This is a genomic window from Polymorphospora rubra (assembly GCF_018324255.1).
GTDB classification, from domain to species: Bacteria; Actinomycetota; Actinomycetes; order Mycobacteriales; family Micromonosporaceae; genus Polymorphospora; species Polymorphospora rubra.
In genome coordinates, this window is sequence record NZ_AP023359.1 from 3,904,037 (window position 1) to 3,930,442 (window position 26,406).

Annotated in this window: 13 protein-coding genes; 7 read left to right on the forward strand and 6 right to left on the reverse strand. The window is 73.2% G+C overall.

Translation table 11 applies throughout. From position 1 onward, the window contains the following. Positions 1-6: 6 nt before the first annotated feature. Together Prubr_RS17935 and Prubr_RS17940 are read right to left on the reverse strand one after the other, a co-directional pair. Positions 7-1,197 (reverse strand): hypothetical protein, encoded by a 1,191-nt coding sequence (locus Prubr_RS17935; protein ID WP_212826892.1) that lies wholly within the window; start codon positions 1,195-1,197, stop codon positions 7-9. Between the two features lie 133 nt (positions 1,198-1,330). Continuing rightward, positions 1,331-2,509 carry a cytochrome P450 gene (locus Prubr_RS17940; RefSeq protein ID WP_212826894.1) on the reverse strand — a complete coding sequence of 393 codons (1,179 nt, stop codon included), beginning with the start codon at positions 2,507-2,509 and terminating at the stop codon, positions 1,331-1,333. 519 nt (positions 2,510-3,028) lie between these two features. Between Prubr_RS17940 and Prubr_RS17945 the strand changes: the two genes are divergently transcribed. The 7 genes from Prubr_RS17945 (at position 3,029) to Prubr_RS17975 (ending at position 21,526) form a co-directional block, all read left to right on the forward strand. After that, on the forward strand, positions 3,029-7,516 hold the full coding sequence (locus tag Prubr_RS17945; protein WP_212826896.1) for a non-ribosomal peptide synthetase: 4,488 nt from the start codon (positions 3,029-3,031) through the stop codon (positions 7,514-7,516). A gap of 114 nt (positions 7,517-7,630) precedes the next feature. Next, a complete protein-coding gene (locus tag Prubr_RS17950) occupies positions 7,631-7,834 on the forward strand; it encodes an MbtH family protein (RefSeq protein ID WP_212826898.1) in 204 nt (67 codons plus the stop codon). 35 nt (positions 7,835-7,869) lie between these two features. After that, positions 7,870-11,277: a non-ribosomal peptide synthetase gene (locus Prubr_RS17955; protein ID WP_212826900.1), complete on the forward strand. Its 3,408-nt coding sequence runs from the start codon at positions 7,870-7,872 to the stop codon at positions 11,275-11,277. 56 nt (positions 11,278-11,333) lie between these two features. Then, the gene (locus tag Prubr_RS17960) at positions 11,334-12,629 is read left to right on the forward strand and encodes an LLM class flavin-dependent oxidoreductase (protein WP_212826902.1); all 1,296 of its coding nucleotides are present in this window, start codon (positions 11,334-11,336) and stop codon (positions 12,627-12,629) included. Then, complete coding sequence (locus Prubr_RS17965) at positions 12,622-14,397, forward strand: fatty acyl-AMP ligase (RefSeq protein WP_212826904.1); 1,776 nt, start codon at positions 12,622-12,624, stop codon at positions 14,395-14,397. The genes Prubr_RS17960 and Prubr_RS17965 overlap by 8 nt, the downstream gene beginning before the upstream one ends. Continuing rightward, entirely contained in the window at positions 14,394-19,976 is a 5,583-nt protein-coding gene (locus Prubr_RS17970) for a type I polyketide synthase (protein ID WP_212826907.1), read from the forward strand. The genes Prubr_RS17965 and Prubr_RS17970 overlap by 4 nt, the downstream gene beginning before the upstream one ends. Then, positions 19,973-21,526, forward strand: coding sequence for an APC family permease (locus Prubr_RS17975; protein WP_212826909.1), 1,554 nt, complete (start codon positions 19,973-19,975; stop codon positions 21,524-21,526). Before Prubr_RS17970 ends, Prubr_RS17975 begins: the two co-directional genes overlap by 4 nt. A 204-nt stretch (positions 21,527-21,730) precedes the next feature. Here the strand turns inward: Prubr_RS17975 and Prubr_RS17980 are convergent, their stop codons facing one another. From Prubr_RS17980 to Prubr_RS17995, 4 genes are read right to left on the reverse strand one after another with little or no spacing between them, the layout of a single operon-like run. Beyond that, positions 21,731-23,272, reverse strand: coding sequence for a 4-hydroxyphenylacetate 3-hydroxylase N-terminal domain-containing protein (locus Prubr_RS17980; RefSeq protein WP_212826911.1), 1,542 nt, complete (start codon positions 23,270-23,272; stop codon positions 21,731-21,733). Further along, positions 23,269-24,684 (reverse strand): aminotransferase-like domain-containing protein, encoded by a 1,416-nt coding sequence (locus Prubr_RS17985; RefSeq protein ID WP_212826913.1) that lies wholly within the window; start codon positions 24,682-24,684, stop codon positions 23,269-23,271. The genes Prubr_RS17980 and Prubr_RS17985 overlap by 4 nt, the downstream gene beginning before the upstream one ends. Further along, entirely contained in the window at positions 24,681-25,715 is a 1,035-nt protein-coding gene (gene hppD, locus Prubr_RS17990; RefSeq protein WP_212826915.1) for a 4-hydroxyphenylpyruvate dioxygenase, read from the reverse strand. Before hppD ends, Prubr_RS17985 begins: the two co-directional genes overlap by 4 nt. Then, positions 25,715-26,368: an O-methyltransferase gene (locus Prubr_RS17995; protein WP_212826917.1), complete on the reverse strand. Its 654-nt coding sequence runs from the start codon at positions 26,366-26,368 to the stop codon at positions 25,715-25,717. Before Prubr_RS17995 ends, hppD begins: the two co-directional genes overlap by 1 nt. Positions 26,369-26,406 lie beyond the last annotated feature (38 nt).

Consider the following 26,406-nt stretch of genomic DNA (forward strand, 5'->3'; position numbering starts at 1 on the left):
GGCGGGTCAGCGCGACATCCGGGTCAGCCACCGGTCGCCGAACTGCATCAGCGGGCAGTAGTTGGCGGCCCTCATGTGGCGCATCTTTCGCAGGGTGCTCGTCGCGTTCTGGGTCGTCGTACCGGGCTGGACCAGGGACCGCTCCCCGCCGACCAGGACGGCCGCGAGCGTGATGTGCCGTTCGAGGTCGAGCAGGTCGGCCTCCAGCACCTCGTCGCGGGCGTCGGCCAGCTCGGGGCGGGTCAGCATCAGGTCGGCGTACGGCTCGGGCACGGCGGTGATCAGCTCCTCGACCGCGGCCCGGTAGCGGCGGTGCTCGATCTGCATGACGCCGGTCAGGTTGATCGACACGTGGGGCGGCGACATGGTCGGGCGGACCACGTCCTGGTAGTACTTCGCCGGCATCGCCCCGCTGTGGATCATCGCGGCGGTGAAGCCGCGGATCAGGACCGCGGCGTCGGCGAGGGCGGCCGCCGCCGGCCCGTCCGCGCCGGCCCGGGCCTGCTCCACCGCCCGGTGGATCAGGGCGGCGGCGTACACGTTGAGCACGAAGTAGTAGTGGTGGACCAGGAACCAGCGGTCCATCCAGTCCCCGTCCGGCCGGTACGGCGCGGCCGCGCCGCCCTCGCCGGCGGTCGGGCCGTCCGACCCCGCCGTCCCGTTCGGCGGCGCTCCGGCCGGTACGTCGAACGGTGGGCCGTCGGCGGCCGAGCCGTTCGTTCCGGCGGTGGACGCCGGCCGCAACAGCCGGAAGAGCAGCGACATGCTGGCCACCTCGGCCAGCACGTCGTTGATCTCCAGCATGGTGAGCCGCAGGTCGGCGAGCGTACGGAACACCGCCACAGCGGTCTGGGCGGCCTGCTGGCGCGGTGTCAGCGGGGTGTGCCGGACCCGGAAGTAGTCGGAGTGCACCGGAACCGGGGGCGGCAGCCGCCAGGGGTCGTCGACGCCGGCGATCGAGTCGAGCCGGGCGGCCAGCGCGGCCGTGCTGTCCACGGCGAACTCGAAGCGCCGGGCGACCTCGGTGCTGTTGCCGCCACGCTGCATGGCGTCCATGAGCATGCCGAGGCTGGCCTCGGCGCTGGCCCACATCGCGCGGGTCGCGGCGTCGAAGCGGGCCCGTTCCCACTCCACCGGATAACCGACCACCAGCAGCGGTACGCCGTCGAGCGGGGCGGGATCGGCCGGGTCGACCATGAGACTGCTCCTCGTTGAAGTGGGCGGGGCCTCATCGAAGTGGGCGGGTCCGCACCGAGAGTGCCGGGTCCTCAATCGAAGCGGCGGGGACGTGCCCGTGGCCCGTCCCCGCCGGAAAACTCGAATCGACGTCTCAGCTGGCGACCGGCACCGCACCGGCCAGGCTCAGCGGGATGCTGGAGTGCCCGCGCAGCGTGGCGTTCTCCCAGAAGTGCGTCTCACCGTTGACCCGCAGGTCCGGGTAGCGCTTGAGGACCGCGGTCAGCGCGACCCGTCCCTCGATCCGGGCGATGATGTTGCCCAGGCAGGAGTGGGTACCCCGGCCGAAGCCCAGGTGCGGGTTCGGGGCCCGGTTCATCACCAGTTCCTCGGGCCGGTCGAAGCGGGCCGGGTCGCGGTTGGCGGCCGCCAGCACGATGACGACCATGTCGCCCTTGCGCAGCCGGGCCCCGCCCAGCGTGGTGTCCTCGGTGCAGACCCGGCTCACCACGTGGACCGGTCCGGAGAACCGGACCAGTTCCTCGACGCCGGTGTCGACGTCCGACCACATCTGTTCGAGCGCGTCGGGGTTGGCGAGCAACGTGGTCAGCGCGTTGCCCAGGAACCGGGCCGGCACCTCGAAGCCGGCGTGCCAGAAGGCCCGCAGCGAGTTGTAGAGCACGTTGGGCGGGTAGTCCACCTTGGAGCTGTTGGCGGCGACGTACCCGGAGATCCCCTCGGTGGGGCCGGTGGCCAGCCAGCGCGCGACGAAGTCGCTGAAGTGCTGCCGGGCGGTCAGGCCGGCCTCCTCGCTGTTCGGGTCGAGGCCGGCGTCCATGCTGCGGTGCAGCTCGTCGTTGCGCTGCCGCCACTGCTCGTCCTTCTCCGGCGGCGGCATCCCGACCAGGTCGGAGATGGTGCCCAGGGTGAACGGGGTGGCGTAGTCACTGACGAAGTCGATGCTGTCGCGTCCGGCCAGGTCGTCGAGCAGCCGCTCGGCACGCTCCACGGCGTTGCGTTCCAGGGCGCCGAGGTCCTGCGAGCGCAGCGCGTCGACGGCGAAGTGGCGCAGCGGGGTCTGGTCCGGCGGGTCGAGGGTCTGCAGACTCAGCAGCGGCCCCGGGGTGGGAATCCCGACCTTGCGGAAATCCGCCGCGAAGACGGCCGAGTTCTTCAGCGCCTCGAGGCAGTCGGCGTGCCGGGTCAGGATCCAGGCGCCCAACTGCTCGTGCCAGTGCACCGGATCCGTTTCGCGAAGCTGCCGGTAGACCGGGTAGGGATCGCGAATCGTGTGCGGGTCGAGCGGATTGAAGATTTCCTTCTGGGAGCTCACTGCGGTCTGCCGATCTGGCCGGCGGGGCGGCCGGTGAGAAGGTTCCGTGGCCGAGTATGGGTATGTCGATTCGGTGTGTGATGAGTCGAGTGGGCCGTGGCCCGGCCACGCCGGCCGGGCCACGGCGCACTACCCTAGTTTCAGTGCAGGTAACGCATGGCCTTCCCTCCTTTCGCGATGGCGGACCGGGGAAAGCCAGGGACGCGCCCACGCGTTACGGCACTTCGCCCCTGACGACTGAGCCGGATAATGCAAATCGATTGTCTATCTGGGCGAGGCGTAGCTGAATTCTTCGGCCCGGTGCGCAAACGGGTCAAGCGGATCTGACAGATCTTTCCAATTTTTGAAAGCGGGCCGGTCGGTCTTCCCGCGGCGGGGCCGGAAACGATCCTGCTGGACAGAGAGTCAGCAAGAAATCTATCAAGCATCAGCTTGTTTTCCGATCCACTCGTTAACGTGTAATCCGCGTTGATCCGCTCAGTTATAGGAGCCCTGGATCGAGAGAGGACGGAGCACACGGTGTCGAGTGTCCGCGAACAGGTAGCAGAGCTGTCCGATGAGGAGAAGCGTGCTCTCCTGGCCCAGTTGCTCGGCCAGGACGGCAACCGGGAAGGTGAGCGACTGCTGCCCCCGCAGCGTCGGTACTGGGTGTTGCACCAGGTCTCGCCGCAGGTCCCCACGCACGTCGTACGCACCGTCGACGTGACGGGCGAACTGGACGTCAGCCGGTTGGAGCAGGCCCTCAACCTGCTGGTCGACAGGCATGAGCAACTGCGCACGAGTTTCGTCAGCGTGGAGGGCCGGCCGGTGGCCGCGCTGGCCGACGCCGGCGCCGTACGGCCCGGCATCGCCACGTTCGAGGTCGGCGACGGCTCCGCCGAGCCGGCGGAGGAGGCGCTGCACAAGGTGCGGGTCCGGGAGGCGGGCCGCCCCTTCGACCTGGACGTCGCCCCGCTGGCCCGGGTCGCCGTCGTACGGCGCACCGCCGACCACCACGAGGTGCAGCTCACCGCGCACCAGATGATCGCCGACGAGGTGACCGCCGACCTGCTGATCGGCCAGCTCGCCGAGGCGTACGACGCGCTGTCGGCCGGCCGTGAACCGGCGGAGGCGCCGGTGGCGGCGTCGGTCACCGCGGTCGTCGACCGGCAGCGGAGCTGGCTCGGCACCGCCGCGGCCCGCCGCGAGCTGGAGTTCTGGACCCGGCGGCTGGCCGCCGTGCCCAACCTCGACCTGCCGATCGACCACCCGCGTCCGCTCGACCGGATGCCGCTGCTCAAGGGTGCCCGCAGCACCGTGGAACTGGGCCCGGAACTGGTCGCCGCGGCCCGTGAGCTCGCCGCGGCGCAGGGCGCCGACCTGTCGTCGGTGGCGATGGCCGGCCTGCTCGCCGTCGTGGCCCGCTACACCCGGGAGAAGGACATCGCCATCGGCATCCCCGTCGCCGGCCGCGACGACGCCGATCTCGCCAACACGCTGGGCACCCTGGAGAACACCGTCGTCGTACGCAGCGAGGTCGGCGCCGACACGACGCTGCGCCAGCTCGTCGACCAGGTGCACGCCAACACCGAGCAGGCCCGGGCGCACCAGCAGTTGCCGTTCGAGCAGGTCGTGGCGAAGCTGCGCCCGGAGGCCGACTTCAGCCGCTCGCCGCTGCACCAGATCCGGTTCGTCGACAGCCAGCCGAAGTTCGACACCCGGGAGATCGGTGGCGCGAGCTGGCGGCTGGCGGACCTCGACAGCGGGTTGGCCGCCTTCGACCTGACCGTCTATCTGCGCCACACCGAGGACGGCCGGACGCTGCTGCACGGCGAGTACAACGCCGAGCTGTTCAAGTCCGAGACCATCGGCCTGTTCCTGGAGCACCTGACCACGCTGCTCACCCGGGCGCTGGCCGAGCCGGACCGGGGCTGCGCCAGCCTGCCGATGCTGTCGGAGGCCGAGACGGCCAAGGTGCTCACGGAGTGGAACGACACCCAGGTCGACTACCCGAGCGACGCACTGCTGCACGACCTGATCACCGCGCAGGCCGCCCGTACGCCGGACGCGCTGGCGGTCATGGCCGGCTCGGACCGGATCACCTACCAGGAGCTGGACACCTGGTCGAACCGGCTGGCCCGGCGGCTGCGCGCGCTCGGGGTCGGCCCGGAGACGCTGGTCGGGGTGACCGCGAGCCGGAAGATCGGCACGGTCGCCGCGTTCCTCGGCGTCATGAAGGCCGGCGGCGGCTACGTGCCGATCGACCCGGACCAGCCCGCCGACCGGCTCAGCTCGCTGCTGGCCGACGCCGGCATCCGGGTCATGGTCGCCGCCGACGACCAGGCCGCGTTCCACCAGGAGGCGAGCGACGTGTGGGTCCGCCCGGACTCCGCCGACGTCGACGCGGAGTCCGACGAGCCGCTGCCGAAGCTCGTCGACGCCGACAACGTCGCCTACGTCATCTACACCTCCGGCTCGACCGGCCGCCCGAAGGGCGTCGTGGTGCCGCACCGGCAGATCGTCAACTCGACGCTGGCCCGCAGCGGCTTCGGCCGTGAGGCGCCCGAGGCGTACGCGATCCCGGTGGCCCTGTCGTTCGACGCCTCGGCGGCCGGCCTCTACTGGACGCTGACCAGCGGCGGCCGGGTGGTGCTGCCCAGCGAGGACCAGGTGCGCAACCCGGCGCTGCTGGCCCGGCTGGTGCAGCACGAGCGGGTCACCCACATCACCCACATGCCGTCGTACTACCAGCTCCTGCTCGCCTCCGGCGGCCGGCAGCTGATCTCGCTGAAGGACATCTCGGCCGGTGGTGACGTGTTCCCGGCGCAGCTCGCCGTGGACCACTACAAGACCCTGCCGTGGGCGCAGCTCTACAACGACTACGGACCCACCGAGGTGACCGTCTGGGCGACCGCCCAGCTCTCCACCGCGGAGGAGGACGGCGCGAGCGTCCCGATCGGGCGGCCGATCAACAACACCCGGGTCTATCTGCTCGACGAGGAGCTGAACCCGGTGCCGGTCGGCGTGCCCGGTGAGATCTACGTCGCCGGTGACGGGCTGGCCCGCGGCTACCTCGGCCAGGCCGGCGCGACCGCCGACCGGTTCGGACCCGACCCGTTCGCCAGCACCCCCGGCGCCCGCATCTACCGCACCGGCGACCTGGCCCGGCACCTGCCCGACGGCCGGCTGGAGTTCCTCGGCCGGGTCGACACCCAGGTGAAGATCCGCGGCTTCCGGATCGAACTCGGCGAGATCGAGAACGTGCTCCAGGGCCACGACGGGGTGCTGAGCGCGGTCGCCGACGCCCGCCGCCACCCGACCGGCGACGACGCCGACCTGATCGCCTGGATCATCCCGGCCGACGCGTCCGCGCCGCCGTCGGAGACCGACCTGGTCGCGCACCTCAAGCGGCAACTGCCGCACTACATGGTGCCGGGCCAGATCGTCGTCTGCGAGGAGTTCCCGCTCAACGCGCACGGCAAGGTCGACCGCCGGGCCCTGCCCGACCCGGTCGCCACCCCGATCTCGCTGCCCAGCGGCGAGGTGCCGCGCCGGCGGATCGAGAAGGAGATCGCCGACGTCTTCTCCGAGGCGCTCGGCGTCGCCCGGGTCGGCCTGCACGACGACTTCTTCTCGTTCGGCGGCAGCTCGCTCCAGCTCTCCCGGGTCGGTGCCCGGCTGTCCAAGGCGTACGGCCTGGAACTGCCGCTGCACGCCCTGTTCAGCACGCCGACCGTCGCCGGGGTGGCGGCCCGCGTCGAGCTCTACGAGCGGGAGGGCTTCGAGGGTCTGAAGGCCACCCGCGACGCGGCCGACGACCTCGACCGCGAGTCGGAGCTGGACGAGACGATCACCGGCGAGAACCTGGCGCAGGCGGACTTCTTCGCCCCGAAGGCGATCCTGCTCACCGGCGCCACCGGCTACTTCGGCGTCTTCCTGCTCGACCAGCTGATCGACCAGACCGAGGCCGACATCTACTGCCTGGTCCGGGCCCGGGACGTACCGGGGGCGATCCGGCGGCTCAAGGAGACCTGCGCCCACTACGAGGTGCCGTGGGACGACCGGTTCGAGCGTCGGGTCAAGGCGGTCGTCGGTGACCTCGGCAAGCCGCTGTTCGGCCTGTCGCCGTCGATCTTCGACGACCTGGCCAAGCTGATCGACGTCATCTACCACAACGGCGCGCTGGTCAACTTCTCGATGCCGTACTCGGCACTGAAGGCGCCCAACGTGGACGGCACGGTCGAGATGCTCCGGCTGGCCTCGCGCTACAAGGCCAAGCAGGTGCACTTCGTCTCCACCATCGACGTCTTCATCGCCGGCCACATGAACCGGCCGTTCCTGGAGCTCGAGCTGCCGAGCCGTCCGCCGCAGGTGCCGTTCAGCTACCCGCAGAGCAAGTGGGTCAGCGAGAAGATCATCATGAAGGCCAAGCAGCGCGGCCTGCCGGTGAGCATCTACCGGCCGTCGATCATGATGGGGCACCCGAAGACCGGCGCCTGCCACGCACAGAACTACGTGCTCACCGCACTGCGCGGCTTCCTGGAGTTCGGCATCCTGCCCGACTACCCGGAGTCGATGAACGCCATCACCCTCGACTACGCCAGCGCCGCCATGGTGCACGTGTCGCGGCAGGAGGCGTCGCTCGGCAACATCTACCACCTCTGGAACACCGAGGCGATCCCGCACAACGCGCTGTTCCCCTGGATCCAGTCGTTCGGCTACAAGTTCGACACCGTCGACTTCGACGAGGCCGTCCAGCTGGCGATCAACGCGGGTCCGGACCACCCGATCTACCCGATGGTCCCCGTCCTGCTGCTCTACACCAGCGGTGACGCCGGGCTGGAGATGTCGATGGAGACCGAGGACGCCATCGACAACCGGTCGGAGTGCATCAACCTCCTCGACGGCATCAAGGGCACCGGCTACAAGCCCGCCCCGCTGGACGAGAAGTACATGCACGACTGCCTCGCCTACCTGGTCCGCCACGGCCAGCTCGACCCGCCGGAGGCGTTCCCCCGGCGGCGGTGACCCGGTGGCGCCTCCCCGTACCCCACCCGGGGAGGCGCCACCGTCACCCGCCAACGCCCCAAGACCGGCAGCGCGCGGTCGCCCCGACCGCCGTACCCCCGAGGAGACGCACCGATGAGCACCGACACCGACCTGTCCACGTTCGCCGTCGTGGTCAACGACGAGGAGCAGTACTCGGTCTGGCCGGCCGGCCGTACCCTGCCCGCCGGCTGGCGGGAGACCGGGTTCACCGGCCCGCGCGGCGCCTGCCTGGCGCACGTCGACGAGGTCTGGACCGACCTGCGCCCGAAGTCGCTCCGGCAGCGCATGGGCGCCTGAATTCCCGATCCCGGAACCACTTGCGGAGGCAGGTAATGAGCAATCCCGAAGCCGGCCCGAAGCTGTCGGCGGCAAAGGCCGAGCTGCTGCGCCGCTGGCGCGCCGGTGAGTCGGTGGCCGGCGTCCCGGCCGCCGCGGAGCCGACCATCCCGGCGTTCGGGACCGGGCCGGCGCCGCTGTCACCGGCCCAGCACCGCCTGTGGTTCCTGGACCGGCTGCTGCCCGGTTCCGCCGCGTTCAACCTGAGCCACTGCGTCGCCCTCGACGGCCGGCTCGACCCGACCGCGCTGGACGCCGCCCTGACCGACCTGGTCGAGCGGCACGACGTCCTGCGTACGGTCGTGGCGACCGTCGAGGGTGAGGCGCGGCAGGTCGTCCGCGACGACGCCCGCCCCTTCGCCGAATGGGTCGACCTGACCGACCTGCCCGCCGACCGGGCCCGCGGCCAGGCGCTGGAGCGGGCCCGCGAGGCGGCCGACACCCCGATGGACCTGGCCACCGGGCCGCTGGCCCGACTGGTCGTCTACCGGCTGCCCGACACCGACCTGATGCTGCTGGTGGTGCACCACGTCATCGCCGACGGCTGGGCGCTGGGCGTCGCGCTGCGCGAGCTGTCCGGGCACTACCGGTCCCGGCTCGCCGGCAGCGCACCCGCCGCCGCGACCCCCGGCCCGCGGTTCGCCGACTTCGCCGCCTGGCAGCACGACACGGCCGGCGACCTGTCGGCCGAACACGACTACTGGCGCGACCGGCTGGCCGGCATGCGCGCCCCCGAACTCCCCATCGACCTGCCGCGCCCGCCGGAGTTCGGCTACGCCGGCGACTGGCGGCCGGTCGACCTGCCGGAGCCGGTCGACCGGGCCGTACGCGACCTCGCCCGGGCCCAGGACGCCACCGCGTACCACGTGCTGCTGGCCGCCCTGACCGTCGTGCTGAGCCGCTGGACCGGGCAGCGTGACATCGTGGTCGGCGGTGCGGTCACCGGCCGCGAACTCGGGCAGACCCACGGGATGCTCGGCAACTTCACCAACACGGTGGCGCTGCGCAACGAGGTGGCCGGCGGCGCGACGTTCCGCGACCTGCTCGCCTCGGTCCGCCTGAACACGCTGGCCGCCCTGGCCCACCAGCGGCTGCCGTTCGACCAGGTGGTCGCCGACCTGAACCTGCCGCGCAGCGCCGCCCACGCCGGGCCGCTGCCGGTCACCTTCGTGCTGCAGCCCGGCGGCCCGGTACGCGACTTCGGCGGGCTCGCCGCCGAGCCGATCCAGCTCGGCTGGCGGACCAGCCGCGCCGACCTCGAACTGCACCTGTGGGACCAGCCGACCCTGCACGGCGGCCTGGTCTTCCGCACCGACCTGTTCGAGGCGGTCACCGCCGACCGGCTGGCCGCCCGGCTCACCGCCGCCGTCGCCGACCTGGTCGCCCACCCCGACCTGCCACTGGCCGAGCAGCCGCTGCTGCCGCCGGACGAGCGCGCGGAACTCGCCCGCTGGTCGGCCGGACCGAGCCGGCCCGCGCCGGCCGGGACGATCACCGAACTGGTCGCCGGGCAGGTACGCGCACGGCCCGACGCGACCGCGGTCACCGGGGTCGGCGGCACCCTCGACTACGCCGGGCTGGCCCGGACCGCCGACCGGCTGGCCGCCCGGCTCGCCGCCGCCGGCGTACGGGCCGAGACCCCGGTCGCGGTCTGCCTGGAACGCGGCGCCGGCCTGGTCAGCGCCGCCCTCGGCGTGCTGCGCGCCGGCGGCTGCTACCTGCCGTTGGACCCGGCGTACCGGCCCGGCCGGCTCGCCGCCACCCTCGACGACGCCGGGGCGACGGTGCTGGTCTGCGCGAGCACCGACGAGGCCGCCCGGATCACCGCGGAGACCGGCCGGGAGTTGACCGTAGTGGTCTGGCCGGAGCCGGACCCCGGCGCGGAACTGGCCGGGCCGGAATCCGACGCCGGCCCGGACGCGCCCGACACCTGGGAGCCGCCGGCGGTCGACCCGGACGCCCTGGCCTACCTGATCTACACGTCGGGCTCGACCGGCCGGCCGAAGGGCGTCGCGGTCACCCACCGGTCCGCGGTCAACTACCTGGTCTCGCTCGCCGAGGAGCACGGCTTCGACGAGCGGACCGTGCTCGGCGCGATCGCCTCGCCCGCGTTCGACGCCTCGGTCGCCGAGCTGTTCGGGCCGCTGTCGGTCGGCGGCACCGTACACCTCGTCGACGCCGAGGACATGGTGGACGGCAACCGGCTGGCCGACGCCCTGCGCGCCGGCGCGGTGACCACGATCTCCGGCACCGCCACCGTCTGGCAGCTGCTGCGCGGCGCCACCGAGCCGGTCCACATCGACGCCCTCGTCGGCGGCGAACGGGTCGGCGACGACCTCGCCCACTACCTGGCCACCACCCAGCGCTCGGCGTGGACCCAGTACGGCCCCACCGAGGCCACGGTCTGGGTCACCGTCACCCGGCTCGACCCGGACGGCCCGGTGTCGCTCGGCCGTCCGGTCCGCAACGTCACCTGCCAGCTGCTCGACGAGGACCTCCAGCCGGTGCCGATCGGCGCGGTCGGCGAGGTGTGCGTCGGCGGGGTCGCCCCGGCCCGCGGCTACGCCGGCCGGCCCGACCTGACCGCCGACCGGTTCGTGCCGGACCCGGCCGGTGCGCCCGGCGCCCGGATGTACCGCACCGGCGACTTCGCCCGCTACCGCCCCGACGGCACGCTCCAGTTCGCCGGCCGGCGCGACGAGCAGGTCAAGGTGCGCGGCTTCCGGATCGAGCTGGGCGAGATCGCCTCGGTCGCCGAACGGCACCCGGCGGTGGCGCAGGCCGCGGTCACCGTGTTCGCCGACCCGTCGACCGACGACCAGCTCCTGGTCGCGTACCTGGTCCGGCGGGCCCGCCCGGGCGACCCGGACAGCGATCTCGTGCCGACCGTACGCCGGCACCTGCGCGACGCGCTGCCGGCGTACATGGTGCCGGACCGGTTCGTGGTGCTCCCCGAGCTGCCGGTCACCGGCACCGGCAAGGTCGACCTCAACGCGCTGCCGGCGCCGGCCGGCAACGTACGCCGTACCGACACCGCCTACGTCGCCCCGCGCACGGCGCTGGAGATCGAGATCACCAAGGACGTCGAGGAGTTCCTGGAGATCGACCGGGTCGGCCTGCACGACGACTTCTTCGAGCTCGGCGGCCACTCGATCCGGGCCGCGCAGCTCGTGGTGCGGATGCAGGACCGGTACGGCGTCGAGATCGTGATGCAGAAGCTCTTCGCCTCCCCGACGGTGGAGCACCTGGCCACGCTGATCAGCGCCGACATCGACCGGCGCAAGCAGCTCGCCGACGAGCGCGAGGGGCTGCGCCGCATGGTCGGCGAGTTGTCGGACGACAAGCTCGACGGGCTGCTCGCCAGCCTGCTGGCGCAGCAGGGCCAGCGGCCGCCGGCTCCCTGACGGGCCGGCTTCCACCGGCGTCGTGACTTCGACCGGATCGTGACCTGGAGGAACCGATGCAGTTCGGGATGTTCTTCGAGCTTCAACTGCCCCGGCCGTGGGCGGCCGACAGCGAACAGAACCTGATCAACAACGCCCTCACCTGGGCCGAGCTGGGCGAGGCGGCGGGCATCGAGTACGCGTGGGCGCAGGAACACCACTTCCTGGAGGAGTACTCGCACTCCACCGCCCCGGAGGTGTTCCTCGCCGCGGTCAGCCAGCGCACCACCCGGATGCGGGTCGGGCACGGCATCGCGCTGATGGCCCCGGCGTACAACCACCCGGCCCGGGTCGCCGAACGGGTGGCGATGCTCGACCTGGTCAGCGGCGGCCGGGTGGAGTGGGGGACCGGCGAGTCCAGCTCCCGCCTGGAGCTGGAGGGCTTCCGCGTCAACTACATCGAGAAGCGGGCGATGTGGGCCGAGGGGGCCCGCGAGGCGGCCCGGATGATGGCCGCCGATCCCTACCCCGGCTACCGGGGGAAGTACTTCTCGATGCCGTCGCGCAACGTCGTACCCAAGCCGGTGCAGCGGCCGCACCCGCCGATGTGGGTGGCCTGCACCAACCGGGACACGCTGAAGATGGCCGCCCGGCTCGGCCTCGGCGCGCTCACGTTCTCCTTCATGGATCCCGGCGAGGCGCGCTTCTGGGTCAACGAGTACTACGAGACCTTCAAGCGCGAGTGCACGCCGATCGGGCAGACGGTCAACCCGAACGTGGCGATGCTGGCCGGGGTCATGTGCCACCCGGACGCCGAGGTCGCCCGGGCCCGGGGACTGGAGGGGCAGCAGTTCTTCAAGTGGGCGCTGGCCCACTACTACCGGTTCGGCGCCCACGTACCCGGCCGGACCAACCTCTGGGAGGAGTTCAAGGCCAGCGAGCCGGAGCCGATGGCCGGCCTCGGCGCGGTCAACGACCCGGCCGGGGCGCGGGAACACTTCCGGGGGCTGGAGGAGGCCGGCGTCGACCAGCTCATCCTGCTGCAGCAGGGCGGCCGGTACGAGCACGAGCACATCTGCGAGTCGCTGGACCTGCTCGGCACCTCGGTGCTGCCGGAGTTCGCCGAGCGGCACGCGATCCGGCAGGCGAAGAAGCAGGCCGAGCTGGAGCCGTACATCGAGCGGGCGCTGTCGCGGGTCACCCCGATCGAGGCGGCGCCGGACGAGGTCGTCGAGTCGTACCCGCGGCTGTGGGAGCGCGAGGGCGTCACCAAGGAGCACGTCGGCACCCAGCGGGCGCTGGACGCCGCCTCGCTGTGGCGGCTGCACGTCGGCGGGTCCGGGGCCGGGCGGCGGGGGCCGGGCAATGCCTGACACCCTGGCCGCGTTGGTACGCGAGCGCGCCGACCGGCAGGGCGACGAACTCGCGTACTCGTTCCTCGTCGACGGCGAGCGGGAGCGGCTCGACCTCACGTACGGCCAACTCGCCGACCGGGCCGGGGCGGTCGCCGCCCACCTGGCCCGGCGGGTCGCCCAGGGCGGCCGGGTGGTGCTGGTCTTCGAGCCCGGCCCGGACTTCCTGGTGGCGTTCTTCGCCTGCCAGTTGGCCGCGGTCGCGGCGGTGCCGGTGTATCCGCCGTCGCCGGCGAAGCCGCTGGCCGGTCTGACCAACCTGGACCGGGTCGTCGCCGACTGCCGCGCCGAACTGGTGCTGACCAGCGCCGCCTGCGCCGGGTTCGCCGCCGCGGCCGACGGGTTCGCCGGCCTCGTCCGGACGCCGTGGGTGTCCATGCCGGACGCCGAGGCGGCCGGGCGGAACGCGCCGGCCCCGACCGTCCGGGTGACCCCGGACGCGCTGGCCCTGCTCCAGTACACGTCCGGCTCGACGGGCGCGCCGAAGGGCGTGATGCTGCGCCAGGAGCACCTGCTGGCGAACCTCGACTCGATGCACTGGTTCGTCGGCCGGCCGGCGACCGGCACGGTCGTCTCCTGGCTGCCGATGTACCACGACATGGGGCTGATCGGGACCGCGCTCTACCCGGTCTACCGCGGGATCCCGGGACATCTCATGTCGCCGCTGCACTTCCTGCACCGGCCGATGCGGTGGCTGCGGCTGATCACCCGGGTCGGCGCGACGATCAGCGGCGGACCGAGCTTCGCGTACCAGCTGTGCGCCCGGCGGGTGGCCGCCGACGACCTCGCCGAACTCGACCTGGGCAGCTGGGAGGTCGCGTTCAACGGCGCCGAGCCGGTCAACGCCGAGGTGCTGACCGCCTTCGAGAAGACGTTCGCCCCGGCCGGGCTGCGCCCGGGCACCGTCGTCGGCTGCTACGGGATGGCCGAGGCGGCGCTGCTGATCACCGGCGCCCGGCGGGGTGACGAGCCCCGGATCCTGCGGGTCCGCGAGGACGAACTCCAGGCCGGCAAGGCGGTCGGCTGCGCCGACGACGAACCCGGCCGCAACCTGGTCAGCTCGGGCCGGCTGCCGCCCGGACACGACGTACGGATCGTCGACCGGGACGGCGGACGCGAGCTGCCCGACGGGCAGGTCGGCGAGATCTGGTTCGCCGGGCCGAGCCTGAGCCACGGCTACTGGCGCAAGCCCACCCAGACGGCGGCGGCGTTCGACGCCCGCCTCGACGGCACCCCGGCCGGCGGCTTCCTGCGCACCGGTGGCTTTCTGCGTACCGGCGACCTGGGCTTTCTGCGCGACGGGCAGCTCTTCGTCACCGGCCGGGTCAAGGACCTGCTGGTGATCCGGGGCCGCAACGTCTATCCGCAGGACGTCGAGGAGACCGCGCAGAACGTCGACCCCCGGCTGCGGCGCGGCGCCGGTGTCGCCGTCACCCGCCCCGGCCGGCTCGGCGACGGGATCACCCTCGTCCAGGAGGTGTCCACCCGCGACCCCGAGCACCTGCGCCGGCTGGCCGGCGCGATCCGGGGCGCGGTGCTGACCGAACACCAGGTGCCGATCGACGAGATCTATCTGGTGGTGCCGCGCAGCGTCGGCAAGACCTCCAGCGGAAAGCTGCGCCGGGCCGCGACCGCCGCCGCGGTCCGGGCCGGCGAGGTCGCCGTACTCCACCACGACGTCCAGCCGGAAGCGCACGACGTCCACCCGGAACAGGAGGAGACCGAATGATCCCGGCCGAGCGGGCGGACGAGTTCCGGAGTTGGCTGGTCGGGCGGATCGCGGCCCTCGCCGGCCGCCCGGCCGGCGACGTCGACCCGACCGACACGTTCACCGCGAACGGACTGGACTCGGTGCGGCTGGCCCGCCTCGCCGAGGAGGCCGGCCTGGAGTGGGGCGGGACGGTGGACCCGGTGGTGCTCTTCGAGAACCCGACCGTCGACGCCGTCGTCGCGCACCTGACCCGCCCGCCGCGTCCGGATCGGGGGGCGGCGGCACCGGCCGTCGCGTCGGACGGCGGCCCGGTCGCGGTCGTCGGGCTCGCCTGCCGGATGCCCGGCGCCGCCGACGCGGCGGCGTTCTGGGAGCTGCTGGTGGCCGGCCGCCCGGCCGTCGGGCCGGTCCCGCCGGACCGCTGGTCGGCCGACCTCGTCGCGGCCGATCCGGCCGAGCCCGGCCGGATGGTCAGCGGGTACGGCGGATTCCTCGACGACGTCGCCGGCTTCGACGCCCGGTTCTTCCGGATCGCCGACACCGAGGCCGACGGCATGGACCCGCAGCAGCGGCTGCTGCTGGAGACGTGCTGGGACGCGGTGCAGGACGCCGCGGAGCCGGCCGCCGGGTTACGCGGCTCGGCCACCGGCGTCTTCGTCGGCATCTCCACCAACGACTACGCCCACCGGCAGATCGCCGACCGGGAGCTGATCGGCCGGCACACCGCGACCGGCAACTCGCTGGCGGTGGCGGCGAACCGGGTCTCGTACGTCTTCGACTGGCGCGGGCCGAGCGTCGCGGTCGACACCGCCTGCTCGTCGTCGCTGGTCGCCGTCCACCTGGCGGTTCGGGCGCTGCGGGCCGGCGAGTGCGACCGGGCGGTGGCCGGCGGCGTCAACGTGATCCTCGACCCGGAGCTGTCGATCGGGCTCAGCAAGGCCGGCATGCTCGCCCCGGACGGGCGCTGCAAGACCTTCGACGCCGAGGCTGACGGCTACGTACGGGGCGAGGGCTGCGGGATCGTCGTGCTGAAGCGGCTCGCCGACGCGGTCGCGGCCGGCGACCGGATCTACGCGGTGATCGGTGGCAGCGCGGTCAACTCCGACGGCGCCTCGAACGGGCTGACCGCGCCGAACCCGGCCGCCCAGCGGGCCGTGCTGCGGGCCGCCTGGGCCGACGCAGGGGCCAGCCCGACCGCCGCCGGCTACCTGGAGTGCCACGGCACCGGCACCCTGCTCGGCGACCCGATCGAGGCCCGGTCGCTGGCCGAGGTCCGCGGCACCGCCGCGCCGGCCGGCGGCCCGGCCCCCGACGGCCCGGCGCCGCTGCTGATCGGGTCGGTGAAGACGAACATCGGGCACCTGGAGTCCGCCGCCGGCATCGCCGCCCTGATCAAGACGGTGCTCGCCGTGCACCACGGCGTCATCCCGCCCAGCCTCAACTACAGCCGTCCCAACCCGGCGATCCCGTTCGACGAGTGGGGGCTGCGGGTGGTCACCGAGACGACCGCGTGGCCGGCCGCGACCCGGTACGCCGGGGTGAGCGGGTTCGGCTTCGGCGGCACCAACGCGCACGTCGTGCTGACCGCCGCGCCCGCCGCGGTGGAGGCGCGGGTGCCGGCCGGGCCGTTGGTGGTGCCGCTGACCGGCCGCAGCCCGGCCGGGCTGGCCGCGCTGGCCCGGGACACCGCCGACCTCGCCGCCGCCGCGCCCGACCCGGCCCGGCTGGCGGCGCTCGCGGCGACGACGGCGACCCGGCGTACGCAGCACCGGCCGTACCGGCTGGCGGTCGCCGCCGAACCCGGCGACCTGGTCGCGGCGCTGCGCGCCACGGCCGACCGGCTGGCCCGGCCCGGTGACCCGCCGACAGCCGCGCCGCCGGCCGCACCCGGTGTCTGCCTCGTCTTCTCCGGCCAGGGCGGCCAGTGGGCCGGAATGGGCCGCGAACTGCTCGCCACCGAGCCGCTCTTCCGGTCCACGATCCGCCGCTGCGACGAGGCCGCGGCCGACCTGCTCGACTGGTCGGTCGAGGAGGTGCTGGCCGGCGACCGGTCCGCCGACCTCGACGACACCGCCGTCGCCCAGGTGCTGATCGTCGCCGTCCAGCTCGGCCTGGCCGCGGTGTGGGAGTGCTTCGGCGTCCGTCCGGCCGCCGTGGTCGGGCACAGCGTCGGGGAGATCTCGGCGGCCGTGGTCGCCGGCGCGCTGTCGCTGCCGGACGGCATAGCCCTGGCCGTCCGCCGGGGTGCCGCCATGGGCCGGGGCGCTCCGGGCGCGATGCTGGCCGTCGGGCTCGACCCCGACACCGCCACCGCCCGGTACGGCGACCGCGTCGACCTGGCCGCGGTCAACAGCCCGGGATCGGCGGTGCTGTCCGGTCCGGCCGCCGACCTCGACGCGATCGCGGGCGAACTGGCCGGCGAGGACGTCTGGACCCGCCGGCTGCCGGTCGCGTACGGCTTCCACAGCCGCCTGATGGACGGCGCGGCCGCCGAGCTGGCCGGGCTGCCGCCGACCCCGGTCCGCGAACCCGGGATCCCGTTCTTCTCCACGGTGCTCGGCGGGCGGGCCGGTGTTGTGGAGCTGGCCGACGGCTACTGGGCCAGGGGCGTCCGCGCCCCGGTCCGGTTCGCCGACGCGGTCACCGCGATGCTCGCCGACCCGGCCGTGGCCGGCGGCGCGGTGCTGCTGGAGATCGGCCCCCGGCCGGTGCTCGGCTCGGCGCTGCGCCGGACCGCCCCGGCCACCCCGACGGTGTCCACCGTGGACGGCGAGGCCGAGCAGCGGCTCGGCGTCCTGCGGGCCGCCGCCGACCTCTACCGGTACGGCGTCGAGGTCGACTGGCGGCACGCGTACCCGGACCGGCAACCGGTGGTCAGCACCCCCGGCCACCCGTGGGACCGGGTCCGGCACTGGATCGAGCGCCGGTCGTCGGACCGGACCGCCCCGGTCGGGCTGCTCGGTGCCCCGGTCGACCTGGCCGACGCCGGCGGCCGGCGGATCTGGCAGAGCGAGATCGACCCCCGGCTGCTGCCGTCGCTCGCCGACCACCGGGTCGGCGGCACCGCCGTGTTCCCGGCCGCCGGCTACGCCGAGATCCTGCTCCGGGCCGCCGAGGCGGTCGCTCCCGACCTGGTGCCGGCCAACCTCGCGTTCGTCCGGCCGCTGCCGGTCGACGGACGTGTCCTGCTGCAGTGCACCGTCGAGGAACGCGACGGCGGGCGGATCGCGACCGTGCACGCCCGGCCGGTCGACGGGACCGGCTGGCAGGTGCACGCCACCGCCGACCTGCTGCCCCGGGGCCCGGCCCCGGCCCGGCCGGACCTCGACACGGTGCGGGCCCGCTGCCCGCACCCGGTGCCGACCGACGCCCTCTACGCGGCGCTCGCCGGCCGCGGCCTGTCGTACGGTCCGGCGTTCCGTGGCATCGACGACGTGCTGGCCGGCGAGAACGAGACGCTGGCGGCGCTGAGCGTGCCGGCCGCGGACCCGGCGACCCGCCGGGCCCGGCTGCTCGACGCCGCCTGCCACGCGGTCGCGGCCACCGCCGCCGGCCGGTCGGTCGGCGGCGACGCGCCGGTGCTGCCGGTCGCCGCCGGCGAGCTGACCTGGTGGGGCGAACCCGACGCCGTCACCGGCGTCCTGGCCACCGTCACCGAGGCGGGCCCCGCCGACCTGGTCGCCGACGTACTGCTGCTCGGCGACGGCGCCCCGGTCGCGCTGCTGCGGGCGCTGCGGCTGCACCGGACGGCGGTGGCCGGCACCGACCCGGCGGACGGGCTGCGCCACTACCGCCTGCTCTGGCGCGAGCAGCCGGCCGAGCCGGTCGCCGACGACCCGGGGCACTGGCTGGTCCTGGCCCCGCAGGCCGGCCCCGGGCTCGACCTCGCCCGCAAGCTCGCCGCCGACGCCGACCGGATCGAGCTGGTGGTGTGTGCCGCCGACCCGGCGCGGGCGGCGGGGGAGACCTGGCTCGACCCGCGGGCGCCGGCGGACTTCGCGCGACTGCTCGACCGGGCCGGCCCCGACCTCCGGGGCGTGCTGCACCTGCTGGCCGTCGACGACCCGGCGACCGGCGGGGACCCGGCCGGTGCCGGTGGCCCGGCGGACCTCGACGCGGTGGCCGTGCCGGTGGAGTCCGCCCTGCACCTGATCCGCGCGGTCACCTTCGGTGCCGCGGCCCGCCCGCCCCGGCTGGTGCTGGCGACCGTGGGCGCGCAGCCGGTCGCCGACCGGCCGGTGACCGCGCCGCTCGGCGCCACCCTGTGGGGGCTGGCGAAGACGCTGCCGATCGAACACCCGCTGCTGCCGCTGGTCTGCGTCGACCTGGACCCGGCCGGCGACCCGGTGCCCGCGCTGCGGGCCGAACTCGCCGCCGCCGGCCCGGACGCCGAGGTCGGCTACGCCGGCACCGGCCGCCACGTACGGCGGATCGTCGCCGAGCGGCCGCCCGCCGGCGCGCCGCTGCGCCTGGACCCGGAGGCCGTGTACCTGGTCACCGGCGGCACCGGGGCGCTCGGTCTCGAGGTGGCCGGCCGGCTCGCCGACCGTGGCGCCCGGCACCTGGTGCTGGTGTCCCGGCACGGCGCGGACAGGCCGCTGCCGGCGACGCTCACCGGCCGGTGCGACGTACGGGTGGTCCGCGCCGACGTCGCCGACCGGGCCGCCCTGGCCGCCGCGCTGGCCCCGGTGCGCGACACCGGCCGGCCGCTGCGCGGGGTGGTGCACGCCGCCGGGGTGCTCGACAACGGCGCCCTGCTCGACCTCGACCCGGCACAGGTCCGCGCGGTGCTGGCCCCCAAGGTGCTCGGCGCGACCCACCTGCACGAGCTGACCGCCGCCGATCCACTGGACTGGTTCGTGCTGTTCGCCTCCGCGGCCGGTGTGCTCGGCTCGCCCGGCCAGGCCAACTACACCGCCGCGAACGCCTGGCTCGACTCGTTCGCCCACCACCTGCGGGCCGCCGGCCGCGCCGCCGTCTCCGTCGACTGGGGACCGTGGGCCGACGCCGGGATGGCCGCCGACCACGAGGACAGTCTCGACCGCGAGCTGCGGGTCGGGGCGAGCGCCATCCTTCCGGCCGCCGGCCTGGACGCGTTGGAGGCGGCGATCGCCGCCGGCCGGACACAGCCGGTCGTGCTGCCGTTCGACCTCAGCGACCTGGTGCAGTTCTATCCCTCGGCGACCGGCCGGTCCTTCCTGTCCGAGATCACCACCGCCGACGCCGAGGCGTTGCACTCGATCGGCACCCCGTCCTCGGTCCGGCCGGAACTGGCCGTGCCGTACGTCGCCCCGCGCGACGAGGTGGAACGGCGGATCGTGGCGATCTGGCAGAAGTCGATGGGTATCGAACCGATCGGCGTGCACGACCGGTTCTTCGAACTCGGTGGCGACTCCGTGCTGGCCAACCAGATCCTCGTCGAGGTCAACCGGGTGCTCGGCGTACGCATCCAGCCGGACGGGGCGTTCACCGACTTCACCGTCGAACACCTGGCCCGGATGGCGCAGGAGCAGGTGCTCGCCATGCTCGACGGCCTCACCGAGGACGAGGCCGTACGGCGTCTCGAGGACGCCCACCCGGAAGGAACCACCCGATGAACGATCAGTCCGATCCGGTGCTCACCCGGCACCCGCTGCCCACCGCACCCGCCGCCACCGCCCCGCCCGCCGCGCCCGTACCGCCGGCGTCCGGGGCCGCCGTGACCGAGCCGGCCGCCGCGCCGGCGGGTACCGGCCAGCTGCGCCCCAACGCCGTCGGCGCACACCACCTGGTGTTCTTCGTCGTCTCCTCGGCGGCACCGCTGACCGGCATGGCCGGGTTCATCGGGCTCGCCTTCATCCTCGGCGGGATCGTCGTACCGTCCGGGTACCTCATCGCCGGCATCACCTACGCGGTCTTCGCCGTCGGTTTCACCGCGATGAGCCGCCACATGCGCAACAGCGGCGCCTTCTACGCCTACATCACCGCCGGCTTCGGCCGGATCGCCGGCGGCGGCGCGGCGGTGCTGGCGTACGTCGCGTACGCGCTGGGCCAGGTCGGCTTCGCCGCGGCGGCCGGGGTCTTCACCTCGCTGATGCTCGACGCCGTGGCCGGGCTGACCGTTTCCTGGCAGGCGTGCGCGCTGGTGTCCGGGCTGGTCATCGCGGCGCTGTCGTACTCGAAGGTGACCATCGGCGCCCGGGTGCTGGCGGTGCTGCTGACCCTGGAGATCGGCATCCTGTTCGTGATGGCGGTCTTCGTGCTCGCCCAGGGCGGCCACGAGGGCCTCTCGTTCGCCAGCTTCAACCCGGTCAACCTGGTCACCCCGTCGATCGGCGTGCTGTTCGTCATCACGTTCATCATGTTCATCGGCTTCGAGCAGACCGCGATCTACAGCGAGGAGGCCCGCGACCCCCGCCGTACCGTGCCCCGGGCGACGTACTGGTCGGTCGGGGTGCTGACGGTGACCTTCACGTTCATCTCCTGGGTCATCCTGATGGCGGCCGGCCCGAGCCGGCTGGAGTCGCTGCTTGCCGGCGACCCGTCCAGCCTGATGTTCAACCTGAACGACGAGTTCGTCGGCGAGGCGATGACGGCGGTCATGCAGATCCTGATCGTCACCAGCTTCTTCGCCTCGGTGCTCGCCTTCCACAACGCCGGCAGCCGCTACCTGTTCTCGCTCGGCCGGGAGGGCATCCTGCCGGCGGCCCTGGCCCGCACCGGCGGCCGGACGAAGACGCCCAGCGTCGCCGGGATCGTGCACACGGTGCTGGTGATCGGCCTGCTGGCCGGCTTCGGGCTGACCTCGCTCGACCCGTACACCCAGATCATCGCCTGGACCAACGCGCCGACCCTGGTCGGTGTGATCGCCCTGGAGATCGCCACCAGCCTTGCGGTGATCCGCTTTCTGGGCCGGTCCGGCACCGGCGAGAGCCGCTGGCAGCGGCTGATCGCGCCGGCCCTGGCCACCGTGCTGCTCAGCGGGGCGCTCGGGCTGATCCTGTGGCAGCTCGGCCTGCTGACCGGGCTCGGGTACGCCGGCAACGCGCTGGTGCTCAGCCCGCTGCTGGTCGGCTTCGTCGCCGGGGCGGTCCGGGCCCGCCGGGCGGGCCGCGACGGCGGGGTCGGTGGCCTGATCCCGGCCCAGCGCACCGGCACCGACGGCTGAACACGAAAACGGCGGGCGGGACGGTCGAACCGTCCCGCCCCGCTCACGTGTGTCCGGCGGAGGCTCCTATGGTGCGTCAACCGGCCGTCACCCCCGCGCCCCTCGTGATGTGGCGGTGTGTGGTGATCGTTAGTTGTTCCACTGTTGCCCGTACGGCGTGTCGAGCTGCTGGGCAGCTGATGATCACGGGTTTCCCCCGGGGGCTCAGGCGTCGTCGGTGGTGACCGGGCCGGTCGGGTTCACCAGGTCGGGCGCGGTCCAGCCGTTGAGGTCGTACTCCGACAGGCAGCTGTCGACCAGGTCGAGCATGTGGCCGGCCAGCCCGGCCGCGGTGCCCTTCTTCAGCGTCTGCACCCGGGTCTCCTCGGCGTTGCCGGCGTGGCTGCGCTCGTAGAGTTCGTGCCGGCCGGCGAACTCGCTGCCGACGGAGTCCCACAGCAGCTTCATCACCTTGACCCGGTCGACCGCCGTGTGCCCGTGCGAGCCGCGCAGGTAGCGGTCCAGGTACGGGCGGATCTCCTCGGCGTGGAAGTCGGCCACGTTGGAGTTCAGGTAGATCAGCCCGCTGCCGGCGGTGTGCTGGACCAGTTCGCGGACCTTGCCGTACGCGATCGGCGCGAGCACCCGGTAGGTCAGCGCGTACTCCTCGTTGGGCTGGACGAAGCCGCCCGCCCACGGCCGGGAGCGTTCGATCATCGCGTCCGACAGCGCCCACATCAGGTGCCGCCAGACCATCACCTCGCCGATGTTGGCCTGCACGCTACGGAAGTCCGACGTGCCGTTGATCTCGACCGCCTTGATCAGCAGGCCGCAGATGAAGTCCAGCTTGACCGCCAGCCGGGTCACCCCGTGCAGGGTGAACCGGGGCAGGAAGCCGGAGTTGTGGAAGAACGTGTTGGCCTTCTCGGTGTCGCCGTAGACCAGCACGTTCTCCCACGGGATCAACGCCGAGTCGAAGACGATCACCGCGTCGTTCTCGTCCATCCGGCTGGCCAGCGGATAGTCGAACGGGCTGCCGGTGCGCGCCGCGGTCATCTCGTACGAGGCGCGGCACAGCAGCTTGACCCCGGGGGTGTCCATCGGGGCGAGGAACACCACCGCGAACGGCCTCTCCTTGATCGGCAGGCCGTGGTGGGCGATGAAGTTGTAGTGGGTCAGCGCCGACCCGGTGGCGACCACCTTCGCGCCGCTGACGATCAGGCCGGCGTCGGTCTCCCGCTCGACGTGCACGTACACGTCGGCGACCTCGTCGGGGCGGCGGTGCCGGTCCACCGGCGGGTGCACCAGGGCGTGGTTGACGTGCAGCACGCGCTGCTGGGCCCGCCGGTACCAGGTCCGGGCATTGTCGGCGTACGGGGCGTAGAAGTCGGCGTTGGCGCCCAGCGTGGCCAGGAACGACGCCTTGTAGTCCGGGGAGCGGCCGAGCCAGCCGTAGCAGTGCCGCTGCCAGGCGGCGATCGCGTCCCGGGAGCGGCGCAGCTCGTCGACGTCGCGGGGGGCGCGGAAGAAGCGGTGGGTGAACCCGCCGGACCCGGTGTCGGTCGGCATGGTCAGCACGTCGCGTTCGGCCTCGCCGTGCAGCGCGTCGTAGAGCCGGGCGACCATCCGGGCGTTGTTGCGGAACGCCGGATGGCTGGTGACGTCCTTGACCCGCTCGCCGTAGATCCACACCTCCCGGCCGTCGCGCAGGCTCTCGAGATACTCCGCGCCCGTGAACGGCCGCTCGTCAGTGCCGGGTAGCGTCACGGCGTACCTCCTCGATCGGCCGCCGCCGCGGCGGCGGTCTGGTTCGCGGCCGCTGACGCTGCGACGTGGTCGGGGCCGGCGGTCGCGTTCCGGTCCCGGACCAGGCGGGCCAGCCGCCGTACGCCTTCGGTGATCTGCTCGGGTGGCAGCGCGCTGCACGCCAGCCGGAGCTGGTGGCTGCCGCCGCCGCCGGCGTAGAAGTAGCTCATCGGTGTCCACAGCACCTGGTAGTCGGCGGCGGACCGGGCCAACAGCTCCTCGTCGGCCGGGAACGGCAGGTCGAGCACGACGAAGAAGCCGCCGGCCGGCGCGTGCCAGGACACCCCGTGATCGGCGCGGCGGTCCGGCGGGAACTCGGCCGTCAGCCGGTCCAGCAGGTGCCGCATGTTGTCGCGGTAGAACCGGATCCGGTCCCGGTTGACGGTGTCGAGCCGGCAGCCGGAGCGCACCAGCATCCCGCCGATGACCGCCTGGGCGATCGCCGACGTGTTGACCGTGATCATGCTGCGGATCAGGCCGAGCTGGTCGGCCAGCAGGGTCCGCCGGCCGTCGCCGGTGCGTACGGTCTGGTCGGCGATGACGTAGCCGACCCGGGCACCGGGGAAGCAGGTCTTGGCGAAGGTGCCGATGTGCACGACATGGCCGGTGGTGTCCAGCGCCTTCAGCGCGGGCAGCCGGTCCTCCGGTGCGGCCAGGAAGCCGTACGGGTCGTCCTCGACGAGGATCAGCCGCTGCTCGCGGGCGACGGCGAGCAGGGCCGCCCGGTCCGGTGCGGACATGGTGTGTCCGGAGGGGTTGGCGAAGTTCGGCACCACGTACAGGGCGCGGGGGGTGCGGCCGGCGGCGCGGACCCGGGCGGCCGTCGCCGCCACGTCGGCCGGGCGCAACCCGCCCGGTCCCTCCGGTACGCCCACCACGGTGATGTCGAGCAGGCTGGCCGCGCCGAGCATCCCGATGTAGCACGGGGTGGGCACCAGCAGCACGTCGTCCGGTCCCGCGCACAACGCCCGGGCGGTGATGAACATGCCCTCCTGTGCCCCGGTCACCACGACGACGGACGCCGGGTCGACGACCAGTCCGGTGTCGTTGGCGACGGTGCGGGCCACCAGTTCGTGGATGTGGCCGGCGGTCCGGCCGTACTGGAACAGGTGCCGGGTCACCGCGGCGTCGTCCAGCCCCTCGTCGCGCAGGTGGCGGACGTACTCGTCGACGAGGCCGGTGATCTGCCCGGGGTCGAAGAACCCGTCGTACGGCCGCCCGGCCGCCAGCGAGATCGCGGTCGGGTGCCGGGAGGAGATCTCGTTGAGGAACGTGGCGGACTCGATGACCGGGTCGGACAGTGCCGCGCACAGGTCGGCGGCACGCAGTTCGAGGCGTACGTCCGCCGCCGTGGCGACCCGCGGGCCGGTCATGTGCGGTCGGGTGCCCCGGCGGTGAGCCGGTCGTGCTCGACTGCGGCGTACAGGGCGCGGATGTTGCCGCTGCCGAAGGTACGGGCCTGGCGGCGCTCGATGATCTCGTAGAACAGGGTGCCCCGGGGGTGCCGCGACTGGGTGAAGATCTGGAGCAGGTGTCCCCAGTGGTCGTTGTCGAGCAGCACGTTCAGCCCGCGCAGCGGCGCGATGACGTTCTCCAGGTGGGGCAGCCGCTCGGCGAGCATCGGGTAGTAGCTCTCCGGCGCGGTCAGGAAGGTGACGGCCCGGTCCCGCAGCGTCGGTACGGCGACGGTGATGTCGTCGGTCAGGAACGCGAGGTGCTGCACGCCGGGGCCGCCGTGGTCGGCGACGAACGCGTCGATCTGACCGGGGGCGCGGCTGGTGTCCGGCTCGATCAGGGTCAGCGTGATGTCGGCCCGCTGGTTCTGCACCACGGTCGAGTTCATCGCCTGGTCGCCGACCTCGATCTTCTCCTCGAAGATCGTCCGGAGCCCGAAGACCCGGCTGTAGAACTCGACGGTCGAGGCGAGTTCGCCGGCCGGCACGCACATGGCGACGTGGTCGACGAGGGTGAGCAGCGCGCCGTCGCGGGCCGCGGGGAGGGCGGGTTCGAGCCGCTGGACCAGGGAGTGCACCAGGTCACCCGGGCCGGCCACGGCGGCGACCAGCCCGGGGGTGCCGTCCGGCAGCGTCCGGACCGCGGGGGCGGTGACCGGCTGCCCGCCGCGGCGCAGTGCGGTCGCGTACGCCTGGGCGGCGTCGGCGACCCCGAACGCGATGTCGCGGACCCCGTCGCCGTGCCGTTCGACGTACCGGGCGGCGGTGTCGTCGGCGGAGCCGGGGGTGATCAGCAGCCGGATGTCGCCCTGGGTGAGCAGGACCCGGCCTCCGCCGGCCGGGTCGTCCACCGGCCGGGCCGTGCAGCCCATGCCGTCGCGGAAGTACGCCACCAGCTGGTCGGGCTGGTCGGTGCACAGTTCGACGTGGTCGATGCCGGCGGGATCCATCAGCTTGTCGCCTTCTTGCGGCGGATGAACATCATGCCGTCGCGCACACTGGCCAGGACGCAGACGAGGTCGGGCCGGGCGACGACGGCGTCGTTGAACCGGCGGATGCCCTCGGTGGCCGGCTCGGTGTCCTCCGGTTCGAGAACCGCACCGCTCCAGAGCACATTGTCGGCGACCACGACGCCGTCTTCGGAAAGCAGCGGAAGCACCAGGTCGAGGTATTCCGGGAAGTGTCGCTGATCGGCGTCGAGAAGCACGAAGTCGAACGGGCCGGTAAGCGTGGAAACAGTTTCCAACGCCGGTCCGACGCGCACGGAAATGCGATCCCCGTAACCGGCTGCGGCAATGTGCTTGCGGGCGATGTCAGCGTGTTCCTGGCTGATCTCGCAGGTGGTGATCTCGGCGTCCGGGGGCAGTACCTCGATCATCGACAGCGAGGAGTAGCCGGTGAACGTGCCGACCTCCAGGACGCGCTTCGGTTGCAGCGTGAGCAGAAAGAACTGCAGGAAGCGCGCCTCGACCGGGCCGATCATCATGTGCGGCCGCTCGCAGCGTGCCCGCGTCTCGGCGGCGAGGTCGAGCAGGTGGTCCGGATCTGCCGTTGTGTGGGCGGCGGCGTATTCCTCGACGCCCGGTATGGTAATCACCTTCACGCGACCGAAGCTAGTGCTGGCCGTCGATGCCGGACAAC

What these genes read in the sequence shown, in the direction of transcription:
- Prubr_RS17935 (WP_212826892.1), bottom strand. Translation starts at nt 1,197, where the DNA reads ATGGTCGACCCGGCCGATCCCGCCCCGCTCGACGGCGTACCGCTGCTG.
- Prubr_RS17950 (WP_212826898.1), top strand. Translation starts at nt 7,631, where the DNA reads ATGAGCACCGACACCGACCTGTCCACGTTCGCCGTCGTGGTCAACGAC.
- Prubr_RS17955 (WP_212826900.1), top strand. Translation starts at nt 7,870, where the DNA reads ATGAGCAATCCCGAAGCCGGCCCGAAGCTGTCGGCGGCAAAGGCCGAG.
- Prubr_RS17960 (WP_212826902.1), top strand. Translation starts at nt 11,334, where the DNA reads ATGCAGTTCGGGATGTTCTTCGAGCTTCAACTGCCCCGGCCGTGGGCG.
- Prubr_RS17965 (WP_212826904.1), top strand. Translation starts at nt 12,622, where the DNA reads ATGCCTGACACCCTGGCCGCGTTGGTACGCGAGCGCGCCGACCGGCAG.
- Prubr_RS17970 (WP_212826907.1), top strand. Translation starts at nt 14,394, where the DNA reads ATGATCCCGGCCGAGCGGGCGGACGAGTTCCGGAGTTGGCTGGTCGGG.
- Prubr_RS17975 (WP_212826909.1), top strand. Translation starts at nt 19,973, where the DNA reads ATGAACGATCAGTCCGATCCGGTGCTCACCCGGCACCCGCTGCCCACC.
- Prubr_RS17985 (WP_212826913.1), bottom strand. Translation starts at nt 24,684, where the DNA reads ATGACCGGCCCGCGGGTCGCCACGGCGGCGGACGTACGCCTCGAACTG.
- hppD (WP_212826915.1), bottom strand. Translation starts at nt 25,715, where the DNA reads ATGGATCCCGCCGGCATCGACCACGTCGAACTGTGCACCGACCAGCCC.